Source organism: Allobosea sp., from assembly GCF_035944895.1.
In the GTDB taxonomy this organism is placed as follows: Bacteria; Pseudomonadota; Alphaproteobacteria; order Rhizobiales; family Beijerinckiaceae; genus Allobosea.
In genome coordinates, this window is the sequence record NZ_DASZAT010000014.1 from 72,167 (window position 1) to 84,909 (window position 12,743).

Annotated in this window: 6 protein-coding genes; all 6 read left to right on the forward strand. The window is 68.9% G+C overall.

Annotated elements, in window-relative coordinates:
• Window positions 1–53 precede the first annotated feature (53 nt).
• The 6 genes from VGV58_RS25740 to VGV58_RS25765 all read left to right on the forward strand — a co-directional run bounded on the left by VGV58_RS25740 (window position 54) and on the right by VGV58_RS25765 (window position 12,741).
• On the forward strand, window positions 54–938 hold the full coding sequence (locus VGV58_RS25740; RefSeq protein WP_326876914.1) for a DMT family transporter: 885 nt from the start codon (window positions 54–56) through the stop codon (window positions 936–938).
• 101 nt (window positions 939–1,039) lie between these two features.
• A complete protein-coding gene (locus tag VGV58_RS25745; protein ID WP_326876915.1) occupies window positions 1,040–1,807 on the forward strand; it encodes a fumarylacetoacetate hydrolase family protein in 768 nt (255 codons plus the stop codon).
• A gap of 173 nt (window positions 1,808–1,980) precedes the next feature.
• On the forward strand, window positions 1,981–3,996 hold the full coding sequence (locus VGV58_RS25750; RefSeq protein WP_414644110.1) for an autotransporter assembly complex protein TamA: 2,016 nt from the start codon (window positions 1,981–1,983) through the stop codon (window positions 3,994–3,996).
• Window positions 3,996–8,318 (forward strand): translocation/assembly module TamB domain-containing protein, encoded by a 4,323-nt coding sequence (locus VGV58_RS25755; protein WP_326876917.1) that lies wholly within the window; start codon window positions 3,996–3,998, stop codon window positions 8,316–8,318. Before VGV58_RS25750 ends, VGV58_RS25755 begins: the two co-directional genes overlap by 1 nt.
• A 532-nt stretch (window positions 8,319–8,850) precedes the next feature.
• Window positions 8,851–10,194 carry a porin gene (locus VGV58_RS25760; RefSeq protein WP_326876918.1) on the forward strand — a complete coding sequence of 448 codons (1,344 nt, stop codon included), beginning with the start codon at window positions 8,851–8,853 and terminating at the stop codon, window positions 10,192–10,194.
• A gap of 210 nt (window positions 10,195–10,404) precedes the next feature.
• Window positions 10,405–12,741 (forward strand): OmpA family protein, encoded by a 2,337-nt coding sequence (locus tag VGV58_RS25765; protein ID WP_326876919.1) that lies wholly within the window; start codon window positions 10,405–10,407, stop codon window positions 12,739–12,741.
• Window positions 12,742–12,743 lie beyond the last annotated feature (2 nt).

A 12,743-nucleotide genomic window follows, 5' to 3' on the forward strand; every position in this document is an offset into this window, starting at 1 on the left:
TGCGGCGACAACTGCCGCTATCGGGCCTATCAGGCGGCTAGAAGGCTGCTGCCATGTTCGATTCCCCGCTCTTCCTGCGCCTGTCGCCGGCTCTGTTCGTCTTCCTCTGGTCGAGCGGCTGGATCGTCGCCGGCTATTCGGCCCGCTATTCCGATGCGCTGACTTTCCTTTCGGTCCGCTTCGGCTGTGCCGGCCTGGCGCTCGCCGTGTTCGCCGTCGCCCTCGGCGCACCCTGGCCGAAGACGCGGCGCGCCCTTTTCGATTGCGTGGTCGCCGGCATCCTGCTGCACGCCATCTATCTCGGCGGCGTCTGGTGGGCGGTGCGCCACGGGCTGCCGGCTGGCGTCTCCGGCTTGATCGCCGGCTTGCAGCCAGTCCTGACCGCCTTGTTCGCACCCTTGATCATGCGCGAGCGCATCTCGCCGATCCGCTGGCTCGGCATCGTCTTCGGCTTCGTCGGCATCGCGCTGGTGCTGGAGCCGAAGCTGGTCGGCGTCGCGCCCGAGGCACTTTCCGCGATTGCGCTGCCGATCATCGTCAATGTCGTGGGCATGTTCGCCGTCACCTTCGGCTCGTTCTGGCAGAAGGCCCGCATCGTCGAGGGCGACCTGCGCACGGTAACGGCGGTGCAGTACATCGCCGCCTTCCTGTTCACGCTGCCCTTCGCCTTCCTGCTCGAGCCGATGCGGATCGAGTGGAATCTGACCATGGGCCTGGTGCTGGCCTGGTCGGTGCTGGCGCTCTCGCTCGGCGGGATCGGGCTCTATCTCGTGATGATCCGCCGCGGCCAGGTCTCGCGCATCGCGACCTTCCTCTATCTCGTGCCGCCGGCGGTGGCGGTCGAGGCCTGGATTCTCTTCGGCGAGACGCTGAGCCTGATCCAGCTCGTCGGCATGGCGATCGCCGTGCTCGGCGTCGTGCTCGCCAGTCGCAAATAGCAGTTGCGCGATCTCCGGGTTCCCGGAAGCCGGTCGATGCTGTAGCCAGAGAGGATGAGGCGGCGAGATTCCGCCACGCTGGCGACGGGGACGAGATGACCATGGCTGTGACGACCGATAATCTTGCTGGCGCCTTCATCGCCGCCCGCCGCGGCCACAAGCTGGTCGATATCGCGACCTTGCCGGTTCCTGCCGATGTCGACGCCGGCTTCGCCGCGCAGGCCGAGGTCAACAAGGGCATGGGCTATCCGCTCGCCGGCTGGAAGGTCTCGCTCGGCGAGGGTGGCCGGCCGATGGCCGGACTGATGCAGGGTCCCTATCTCAAGTCCGGCGACACCTATCGCGGCGTGCATGGCGCCGAATTGCGGGTCGAGATCGAGCTTGCCATCCGGCTCGGCCGCGACATGCCGCTGCGGCCCGGCCAGCCCTATACCCGCGATGAGCTGATCGACCATTGCGACGCCGCGCTCGTCGGCATCGAGATCGTCGAGAGCCGCATCGCCGACTGGACCAATGTGCCGTTCCCGCTCTGGCTCGCCGACGCGATGGGCCATGGCGGCTATCTGCTTGGCCCCGAGGTTCCCTTCAGCATCTTCGACGACGTCTCGGCGCTGAACTGCACGGTCGAGCTCGACGGTGACGTGCTCTATGACCGCCAGGCCTTGCACGCCAATGGCGATCCGCTGGTCACCGCGCTCGCCTGGGCCAATCGTCCGGTCGAGGGGCCGCTCGGCCCGCTCAAGGCCGGCCAGATCATCACCACCGGCAGCCTCTGCGGCGGTGTGCTGGCGCCGACGGTCGGCCCGGTCATCGCCCGGCTCGACCCGGTCACGGCGATCTCCTTCGCGCTGGCCGAGCAGGGCGATTGAGCAGGGAGCGCGATCCGATCGCAGACATCCAGCAAAGCGCGGATGGCGAACGATTCGTTCAGGTTTTCGGTTGACGTTAGCCTGATCCCGAGCGTCGAATTGTGATCAATCGGAGGCGCGATCACAAAATCAACGCATTCGCTGCGTTCTAGTTGGGTTGCGTTGGAGGTTTGATGCGGTCATGGCGAAGGGGCAGGATCGGCATTGCCAGCGGAGGCTTGGTTGCTTTCGCGGCGATGCTTGCCGGTGAGATTTCGCCGGCCCGCGCCTTCGACCTGTCTTCGCTCGACGTCTTCAACCTCTTCGGCAGCAAGGACAAGCCGCCGCCGGTCAGCGAGACGACGCTGCCCTATGAATTGAAGTTCGAGCTCGGCGACGTGCCCGATGCCAGCGCCCTGAAGCGCAGCATGCAGGACGCCTCGCTGCTCTATCGCCTGCGCGAGGATGCACCACCCGACGGCGAGACGCTGGCCCGCCGCGCGGCTGCCGACATCAACCCGCTGATCGATGCGCTCTGGGCCCAGGGCTATTTCAACGCGCAGGTCGCGATCGCGGTCGACGGCGTCGCGGTGACGCAGGCCGGCGAGCCGCCGGCAGGTTTGGCGCGCACGGCCGAGGCTTATCGCAACCGCGCCCCGGCGCCGATCGTGGTCACGGTCGATCCCGGCCCGCAATTCTCGCTGCGCAATGTCGAGATCGTGCCGAGCGGGCGCCGCGATCCCGAAGCGGTGATCTCCGATCCAGGCAAGGTTTCCGGTCTCGTGCCCGGCGCACCGGCGACATCGTCCTCGATCCGGGCGGCGCAGGCGGCGCTGGTCGATTATTGGCGCGGCAAGTCCCGCCCGCTCGCTCGCGTCGTCGAGGTTCGCCCGGTCGTCGACCACGCCGCCAAGACCATGGACGTCTCGGTCCTGGTCGATCCCGGCCCGGTCGCCGGCTTCGGCGACGTTTCGATCACCGAGACCGGCGACATCCCGCCCGAGGTGATCCGCTCTTTCATCTATCTCGAGCCGGGCGAGCCCTATTCGCCCAAGGCACTGGCCGACACGCGCAAGTCGATCGCGACGATTCCCGCCGTCGGCTCGGTCCGCATCCGCGAGGGCAAGGGGCTGGACCAGGCCGGCAACCTGCCGGTCTTCGTCGAGGTCAACGAGCGGCCCAAGCGCCTGCTCGGCTTCTCCGCCCGCTATTCGACGATCGACGGCCCGGCGGTGAAGACCTATTGGGAGCACCGCAACCTGTTCGGCGGCGCCGAGCGCCTGCGGCTCGAGGCCTCCGTCTTCTTCGCGCCGCGCATCGACGGCACCAAGATCCAGCGCTTCGGCGATTTCGAGCCGACCGACCTCGGCGCTCGCTTTTCCGCCAGCTTCCTGAAGCCGGCGCTCGGCGGCAGCCGCAACGACCTGCTGATCGATGCGACCGGGGTGCGCGAGCGCGTCGGCACCAACCGCTATGGCGGCTACACTGCGCGCTACGCCAATGTCACCGCCGCGATCCGCCACCGTTTCAGCGACGTCTTCTCGATCCAGGCTGGCATCGAGGCCGAACGCGGCCAGACCAGCGACGTGCTCGGGCAGGTCGACTACATGCTGGTCGGCGTGCCGCTCTCTCTGCGCTACGATTCGACCGACAGCCAGCTCGACCCTACCCGCGGCATCAGGGCCACCGCCTCGGTCACGCCCTATGCCGCCTTCGGCGACAACGCTGCGCCCTTCATCCAGAGCAAGGCCTCGATCTCCGGCTATTACGCGCTCGACGAGGACGCCCGCTATGTCCTCGCCGGCCGGATCGGGCTCGGCTCGATCGCCGGTGCCGACCTCGATGAAGTGCCGGCGACGCGGCGCTTCTATGCCGGCGGCGGCGGCTCGGTGCGCGGCTACGCCTATCGCACGCTCTCGCCGCTCGGCCCGCTCAATCACCTGACTGGCGGGCGCAGCCTGTTCGAGGCCTCGGTCGAGGCCCGCATCAAGATCACCAACACGATCGGCATCGTGCCCTTCTTCGACGCCGGCATGGCCTTCGCGTCGCAGTTCCCCAGCTTCAAGGAGAAGATGCAGTACGCCGCTGGCCTCGGCCTGCGCTACTACACGCCGATCGGGCCGATCCGGCTCGACGTCGCCGCGCCGCTCAACCCGCGCAAAGGTGACAAGCCGGTCGCGCTCTATATCAGCATCGGGCAAGCCTTCTGATGGGTACGCTCCGTTTCCCCCGTCTGATCGCCGGCATCGCAGCCCTGGTCATCGCCGCGACGCTGGTCGTCTTCACCGGCCTTGGCGGCTTCGCCCAGAACGCCGGCGAGCGCGGTGTCCTTGCCGATCTGATCTCGAAAGCGCTGTCGACCGACGGCAGCCAGGTCTCGATCGGCGCCGTCGACGGGGCGCTCTCCTCGGATGCATCCATCCGCGACATCGTCATTTCCGATCGCGACGGCCCCTGGCTCAGGCTCGATCGCGCCCGGCTGATCTGGACTCGCTCGGCGCTGCTGTTGCGCCGGCTCGAGGTCAACCGGCTCGAGATCGGCAAGCTCGAGATCCTGCGCAAGCCCGTGCCGGAACCGGGTGCCCCGCCGCCGGCCGACAATTCGCCGATCCTGCCGGAATTGCCGCTCAAGGTGATCATCGAGACCTTCCAGCTCGGCGAGCTGGCGCTCGGCCCGACCGTGATAGGAGCGCCTGCAAGGCTTTCGGCGACCGGCGCGGCTCGCCTCGGCCCGCCCAATGAAGGCCTCGACTTCCGGCTCGCCGGGCGCCGGCTCGACATGGGCGGCACGCTCGACGTCAATCTGCGCTTCGTGCCGCAGTCGACGCAGCTCCAGCTCGCGGTCAAGCTCGATGAGCCGGCCGGTGGCCTGATCTCGACCATCGCCGATCTGCCGGACCGCCCGCCGGTCAAGCTCGACCTCACCGGCGACGGCCCGCTCGACCGCTTCCGCGCGACGCTCGCCTTCACGGCCGGCCCGACCATCGGCGCCAACGGCACCGCCGACCTTTCCCGCCAAGGGGCAGGGCGGCGGCTTCTGCTTGCGCTCGATTCGCGCATCGCCGGCCTGATGCCGCCGCCGGTCGCGCCGGTCTTCGAGGGCTCGACCCGGCTCGACGGCGCCGTGGGGCTGGCCGATAGCGGCGCCGTCTCGGTCGACCAGATGGCGCTGGTCTCGGCGCTGGCCCGGCTCGATGTGAACGGCCTCTACGGCGCCGAGAAGAACCTCGACTTCAGGATCACCGCCGCCGCCCGCCCCAATGCGGAAGGGCGCACCGTCGCCTCCGGCGCCGAGATCGCCAAGCTCGCCTTCGATGCGAGGATCCAGGGGCCGGCTGCCGGCCCGCGCGTCAACGCCAGCCTGCAGGCAGAGGGCGCGAGCGTCCCGGCCGGCAAGCTCGGCAAGCTCGATTTCACCTTCACCGCGACGCCGACCGGAGCGCTGAATGATCCGGCGACGCGCACGGTACTGGTCTCCGATGGCGAGGCTTCCGGCGTCGCGCTCGCCGATCCCGGTTTGGCCCGCTTCATCGGCGACCGCTTGCGCTTTACCTTGCGCGGCACGGCCTCCGAAGGCGGGGGCGGCGAGTTCGAGACGCTGAAGCTCAGCTTTGGCGGGGCGGAACTCGGCTATGCCGGTCGGCTCGATCCAGCCCGCATCCTCGGCAAGGTGCAGGCGCGGCTGCCGGACCTCTCCCGGCTCAGCACGCTCGCCGGCCGCCCGCTCAAGGGCTCGGCCGCTGTCGCCGCCGATGTCGATGCCGAGCCAAAGAAGAAGCTCTACGCCGTCAAGCTCGACGGCGGCGCCGAGTCCCTGACGCTCGGCCAGGAAGCGCTCGACCGCCTGCTCGCCGGCAAGCTCTCGCTCGGCGGCGAAGTCCGGGTGCCCGGCAGCGGCGGCCTCGTCGTCAACGGCCTGCGCATCGCCGGAACCCATGTCGCGGCGACGGCCGATGGCGCGCTCGGCGCGCAAGGCTCGAGCCTGAAGGCCAACATCGCGATTCCCGATCTGCGCCGCGCCGATCCGAAGCTGTCGGGGCAGGGCGCTTTCGACGCGACGCTGACCGGCCCGCTCGACAAGCTCGACGCGACGCTGAAGGCCGGCATCACCAACGCCACCGCACTCGGCCGGCCGGTGCCGCGCCTGGCGCTCGATGCAACGCTGCGCGATCTGCAAGGTGCGCTCTCCGGTGACGCCAAACTCTCCGGTGAGGTCGATGGCCGCCCGGCGACCGGCGCCCTCCGTTTCGCCAAGCGCGATCCGGGCGGCTGGGCGCTGCCGCAGCTCGCCATTGCCATCGGTTCGGTCACGCTGAACGGCGCGCTCGATCTCGACGCGGCCAATCTGGCTGAAGGCAACCTCAAGCTCGCGGCCCGCAATCTCGACGATCTCTCCGCCCTGGCGCTCGCCAAACTAGGCGGCCGGATCGAGGCCGACGTGAAGCTGGCGCGGCCCACCGGCGGCCAGAATCTGGATCTGAAGGCCAGCGCGCAGAAGCTTGTTGCGCCTAGCATTTCGCTCGATCGTCTCGATGCCGACATCGCCATCGTCGATGCGCTGCGCAAGCCCTTGATCAACGGCACGGTCCAGGTCGATCGCGCGGTCGTCGCCGGCGAGCCGGTGAGCGCGATCCGCCTGGTTTCCAAGGGCGGGGCCGACGCCAGCGACATCAGCCTCGATGCCAATGCGCGCGGCTTCTCGCTCGCTTCGAAGGGCCGGCTCTCGGTCGCCGATCCCCTGCGCTTCGACCTTGCCAGCTTCACCGCGACCCGCGACCGCCGGAAGATCGCGCTCGCCAAGCCGGCGAGCTTTACCGCGATCGATGGCGGCGTTTCGATCCGCGATCTCGCCATCGCGCTCGACGGTGGCCGGATCACGCTCGACGGCGAGGCCGGCAAGGCGCTCGACCTGCGCTTTGCCGCGCAGAACGTGCCGCTCTCGGCCGCGCGCCTGGCGTCGCCGACGCTCGATCTCTCCGGCACGCTCGATGCGGAAGCCACGATCAAGGGCACGCCCGAGGCGCCGACCGGCCCCTGGCGCCTGCGCATTGCCCGCCTCGTCGCGCCGCAGACCCGCTCCGCCGGCCTGCCACCGATCGAGATTTCGGGGCAGGGCGCCCTCAACGGCCGTAACACCACCCTCGACGCCAGCCTGAATGCCGGCCGCTTCGTCAACCTGACGGCCAGGGGCACCGCGCCCCTCGGCGGAGACGGAGCGCTCGACCTTTCAATCCAGGGCAAAGCCGATGCCCAGCTCGCCAACACCCAGCTCGCAGCCGACGGCCGGCGATTGACCGGCCAGCTCGCGCTCGACCTGCGCGCCGGCGGCACGCTTGCGGCGCCGCGCCTGTCGGGTGGCGCGACGCTCTCCGGCGGCAGCTTCAGCGATGCGCTCCAGGGCGTGAAGCTGACCGGTCTCGAGGCGCGCGTCGTGGCCAACGGGCCCGAGCTCGTCATCGAGCGCTTCGCCGCGCAGACGCCGGGCAATGGCACGCTCTCGGCCCGCGGCAACGTCAAGCTCGATCCGGAGGCTGGCTTCCCCGGCACGATCCGCATCGAAGGCAGGCGCGCCCAGCTCGTCGACAGCGGGCTGGTTCGGGCGGTCACCGATCTCAATCTCGACCTCGCCGGCCCGCTGGCGCAGCGGCCGCGCATTGCCGGGCGCATCGATGTCGTCACCATCGAGGTCTCGGTGCCCGATCGCCTGCCGTCGAGCTCGCGGCCGGTCGACGGCATCCGCCATGTCAACGCCAAGGGCCAGGCGGCGGCCCGCCTCGCGGCCGAGCGCCGGGCCCGTGCCGTCGCGAATCGCAAGGGCGCTCGTGCGCCGGCCTTCGACGCCGTGCTCGACATCACCGTCTCGGCGCCTGGCCGCGTCTTCATCCGCGGGCGCGGGATCGACGCCGAGCTGGGCGGCGACCTGCGCGTCGGTGGCACCTCCGCCGCGCCGGCCCTGACCGGTGGCTTCGATCTCAGGCGCGGGCGATTGAGCCTCGCCAGCCAGCGCCTCGACTTCAGCAAGGGCCGCGTCACCTTCTCGGGCGACGTCATGCCGACGCTCGACTTCGTCGCGGAGACCCGCGCAGCCGACGTGACCGCTCGGATCATCGTCTCCGGCGAGGCCTCGGCACCCGAGTTCACCTTCACCTCCTCGCCCGAGCTGCCGCCGGACGAGGTGCTCTCGCGCCTGCTCTTTGCCCGCGCTTCCGGCTCGCTCTCGCCGTTCCAGGCCTTGCAGCTTGCCCAGACCGCGGCCCAGTTCTCCGGCGCCGGCGGCGACGATGTCTTCGAGCGCATCCGCCGCTCGCTCGGCGTCGACAATCTCGATGTCCAGATGGGGCCGGGCGGGCCGACGGTCGGTGTCTCCCGCTCGATCTCGGACAACATCACCCTTGGCGTGAAGGCCGGCGCCAAGCCCGAGGACAGCGGCGTCTCGGTCGGCATCGATGTCACCCGCCGCCTGAAGCTCCAGGCCGAGACCAATGCCGACGGCAGCGCCGCGGTCGGCGTCGGCGCCGAATGGGAATACTGAGCCTGGAAATCGCGCCATGGCGCCGTCATTCCAGGCCGAGCCGAAGACTTGGGAGCCGGAGTGCGGTTCCGGAAGCCGGTGTTCCGACGGCCATGCTCGCCGCTCGCAGGCGCCCTCGAAAGGCCGTGAGATTCGTTGCAGTGCGGCTCGGCGACTCACGCTCAGGGAAAATGGGGGAGATTCGCCCCTGGAAGGCTGCGACAGGGCCCGTGCAGAGCCTCCGCCGGCCCGGTTCGGTTAACGCTCTCTTAAGTTCGCAGGTCAAAGCGTGGCCCGGCTGCAACACCGGGGGGTAAAGCGGGGCCTCGGCGGGGACTGTGGCGTGATCGTGGTTGATCGGCGGCCGGGCATTCGTAATGGTGACTGTGCGGCGGGACGTTCCCGGTCGCTGTTTTTCGTCTTCGCCTCCGAACGGTTCGGGGACGCGGGCGAAAGACCGGGATAAGCGGGTTCATCGGACAGGCCTCCTGGGGCCACCGATTAGGAACACGCCGACGCCCGAGGGTCTCGAAACTCTTTTGGAGGTAATCAAATGAAGCTCGTCAAGAGCCTCCTCCTCGGTTCCGCCGCCGGCATCGCCGCGGTTGCCGGGGCTCAGGCCGCCGACCTTCCTTCGCGGAAGGCCGCTCCGGTCGAATACGTTCGCGTTTGCTCCGCTTACGGCGCGGGCTTCTTCTACATCCCGGGCACCGACACCTGCCTGCGCGTCGGTGGTCGTGTTCGTGCTGAGTACACGATCGGTTCGCGCTACGGCGACAACCAGGACGCCTACGGCATGCGTGCCCGCGGTCGCCTGAACGTCGACGCTCGTACCGCGACTGCCTACGGCACGCTGCGTACCTTCTTCCGCTACGAGATCACCAACAACTCGGGCATGTACCAGAACACCACCCCGGCCGGTAACCAGGGTATCACGTTCGCGGGCCAGACCCACTCGACGGCTTCGACGACCTCGACGGTCCTCGATCTGGCCTTCATCCAGTTCGGTCCGATCACCGCCGGTCGCGCCCAGTCGTTCTTCGACTTCTACGCGAACGACTTCGGCTTCTCGACGCTTCGTACGGCTGACTCGCGCCTCAACCTGTTGGCTTACACCGCCACCTTCGGTTCGGGCTTCTCGGCGACCGTCTCGCTCGAAGATCGTACTTCGGGCACCGGCGCTCGTGAGAACTCGTTCGGCTTCGGTTCCGGCCAGCTCGGTCAGGACTTCCCGGACATCGTCGCCTCGGTGCGCGTCGATCAGGGTTGGGGTTCCGCTCAGCTGTCGGGTGCTCTCGCTCAGCGCAGCGCGGGTAACATTGATGCCGTCACCGGCGTCATCACCAACAAGCAGGACGAGTGGGGCTGGGCCATCCAGGGTGGCGTGAAGATCAACCTGCCGATGCTTGCGGCTGGCGATCACCTGTTCTTGCAGGCCGCCTACGCTGACGGCGCTCTCGGCTACCTCGGCTGGGGCGGCAACGCCGGCATCGGCCGGACCGGTGCGCTCGCGATCTCCGATCTCGGTGTGAACCCGCTGACCGGACAGGTCGACTCCTCGACCGGTTGGTCGGTCGTCGCCGGTCTCCGTCACTTCTGGACCCCGCAGCTGCGTTCGGAGCTGTACGGTTCGTACTCGGAGATCAAGCTTGCTAACCGCGTGGCTCTCATCGGCGGTGGCTTCAGCACCCTCGATCCGAAGGAGCTGATCGTCGCTGGTAACCTGATCTGGTCGCCGGTTTCGGGTCTCGATATCGGTGTTGAGGTTCTCTACACCAAGGTCGAGCTCAAGAACTCGGTCCAGGCTGTCAACAACATCGGCCTGCGCAACACCGGCCGGTTCATCAGCAGCGAAGATGCTTGGGCTGGTCGCCTCCGCATCCAGCGCGACTTCTGATCGATCATCCGATCGTTCAAGGGAGGCCCCGGGGAAACCCGGGGCCTCTTTCGTTTTGAGCTGGCGCTCGCAGAGCAAAAAGCCGTCTGATCGTCACAAGGGCGGGACGGTCCCTTGCTTGACTTGGGATCGCGATAGGGCGTGATTGGAACGGGCTGCAGGCGGCGGGATTCGACGCCGGCCACCCTTGGGCAAGGCGGGGATTTCGGCATGGCGCGGCAGGCCGGGTGGCTCTGGGGGCTTGTTCCGCTGTCCTTGGTCTGGGCGGCCGCCAATGCGCTGAATACCGAGCCGGTACGCCGCGACATCGAGGCGAGGGCGCTTGCGGCGAGCGCTGTGGCCGGGTCTGCCTCGGGCGCCCGCAGCGTCTCGATCCGTGTCAGCGGGCGCGACGTCTATCTGGATGGCGAGGCCGTCACGGCCGATGGCGCCAGCAAGGCGCTGGCTCAACTTCAATCGGAATTCGGCGTCCGGCGCGTGCTCGGCGGGCTGACGCAGGTCATCGCCCAGAGGCCCTATAGCTGGTCGGCGACGCGGCAGGGCAATCTCGTGACGTTGTCCGGCTTCGTGCCCGACGAGGCGACGGCCATGGCAACGTTGGCGGCGGCGCGGGCACTGGACCCGGGGTTGAAGGTCGATGACCAGCAGAAGGTCTCTTTCGGTGCCCCGGTCGGTTTCGCCGAGCTCGCAGCCCTGCTGATGGGCGATCTCGGCCAGCTCTCCATCGGCAAGGTCGGGTTGGACGATTCCCGCTATTGCGTCGAAGGCACGGCCGCGACGCCGCAGAGCTTCCAGTCCTTGCGCGAGCGTGCTGCCAGTGCGTCGCCGAAGGGCTTCACGCGCGTCGATTGCCCGCTCAGCCCGGCGACGGTGAGCCCTTATCGCTGGAGCGCCGAGAAGAGCGCATCCGGCGCCGTCACGGTTTCCGGCTACTATCCCTCCGATGCGGCGCGTCGCGAGATCGGTGCGTTGCTCGGCCGCGCTTTCCCCTCGGCCGGTGCGGTGAACGATCGCATGCTGCAGGCTGCCGGCGAGCCGCCGGCATTTGCGAGCAGGGTGGCGCGTGCCGTCGCCGATCTCGCTCGCCTGCGCAGCGGCAAGGCCGAGCTCGACGGCGCCGCCTACCGCATCTCCGGGCAGGGGCCGGACGGTTACGAGGCCTGCGAGGCGCTGAAGCTGAACATCGCGCAAGGTGACGGTCCCGATTCGGTCGCGCTCGCCAGCGTCACCTGCCCGCCATCTCCGCCGCCGGTGCCGAAGAGCGAGCCGGCGCCCGCTCCATCGGTCGATGTGCCGCCGACCGCGCCGGCGACACCGAGCGCGCCCGCTCCGGCCAGCCAGCCGTCGGCTCCGGTCAATCCGGCCCCTGCCGCGCCCGCCCCGGCTGCAGCCACCGAGCCGCAGCCCGCGCCGCTGGCAGCGCCGCGGCCGCTGCAATGGCGGGCCGAGAAATCCGAAAACGGCATCGTTCTGTCCGGTACCGCGCCCGATGCCGCGGCCAGGGCGGCTGTGCTGGAGGCGGCGCGCGCAGCATTATCCGGCGGCGAGGTCGTCGATCGAACCGTGGTCGAATCTGGTCCGCGCGGCGGTTCCGATTATGGCGAGGCGGCCCGCTTTGCTCTCGGGCTCCTCGGCAAGATGGCGCAAGGCAGCGTCTCGCTGGCCGGATCGGCTCTCAGCCTCACCGGCGCGGCGGCGGACAAGGCCGGCTGGCAGGCTTTGGAGGAGGCGCTGAAGGGCAGGGCGTTGCCAGCGGGGCTTTCGCTTTCGGGCCGGCCGGCACTCACATTGCGCAGCTATGGCTTCAGCGCCTCGATCGACAAGTCCGGCGGCTACCTCAACGGCTATCTGCCCGACGCTGCCGCCAAGGACGCGATCGCGGCCTTGATCGAGGCTTCGCCTTTGCGAGGCCGCGTCAGTGACGAAACCGAGATTCTGCCGGCGGCGCCGACCGGATTCGGGGTCGCGGCGCGCGGGGTGGTCCAGGACCTGCTGCGGCTCGATCTGGGCTCGGCCAGCGTGGTCGATCGTGAGGTCAATGTCCGCGGGCTGACCTGCCGCGCGCTGATCCGCGACGAGGTCCAGACCAATCTGGCAAGCGGCCTGCCGGATGGCTTCTCCGGCAAGGCCGAGATCGGCATGCGCCAGACCGGCTGCGTGATCGATCCGCCGAGCAATTGCCAGAACGAGCTCGATGCGCTGACCCAGCGCTACTACGTGATGTTCGGCCAGGGCACCGCGGTCGTGACGCTCGATCCGGTGACCGAACGGGCGATGACGGAGGCCGCAGCCATCCTCAAGCAATGCCCGACATCGCGCGTCACCATCGAGGGCCACGCCAATCTCGATGGTGAGCGCAGCGGCTTCAACAATCTCGATCTGTCGAACCGGCGGGCGCTGCGGGTCCGCGAGGAATTGATCCGCCGCGGCATCGGCCCTGTCCAGCTCGAGGTCAAGGGCTACGGCACCGACCGGCCGCTGGTGGCCCATGGCGATCCCGAGGCGCGGGTGAAAAACCGCCGCGTCCAGTTCACCGTGGCGAAGTAGGA

What these genes read in the sequence shown, in the direction of transcription:
- VGV58_RS25740 (WP_326876914.1), top strand. Translation starts at nt 54, where the DNA reads ATGTTCGATTCCCCGCTCTTCCTGCGCCTGTCGCCGGCTCTGTTCGTC.
- VGV58_RS25745 (WP_326876915.1), top strand. Translation starts at nt 1,040, where the DNA reads ATGGCTGTGACGACCGATAATCTTGCTGGCGCCTTCATCGCCGCCCGC.
- VGV58_RS25750 (WP_414644110.1), top strand. Translation starts at nt 1,981, where the DNA reads ATGCGGTCATGGCGAAGGGGCAGGATCGGCATTGCCAGCGGAGGCTTG.
- VGV58_RS25755 (WP_326876917.1), top strand. Translation starts at nt 3,996, where the DNA reads ATGGGTACGCTCCGTTTCCCCCGTCTGATCGCCGGCATCGCAGCCCTG.
- VGV58_RS25760 (WP_326876918.1), top strand. Translation starts at nt 8,851, where the DNA reads ATGAAGCTCGTCAAGAGCCTCCTCCTCGGTTCCGCCGCCGGCATCGCC.
- VGV58_RS25765 (WP_326876919.1), top strand. Translation starts at nt 10,405, where the DNA reads ATGGCGCGGCAGGCCGGGTGGCTCTGGGGGCTTGTTCCGCTGTCCTTG.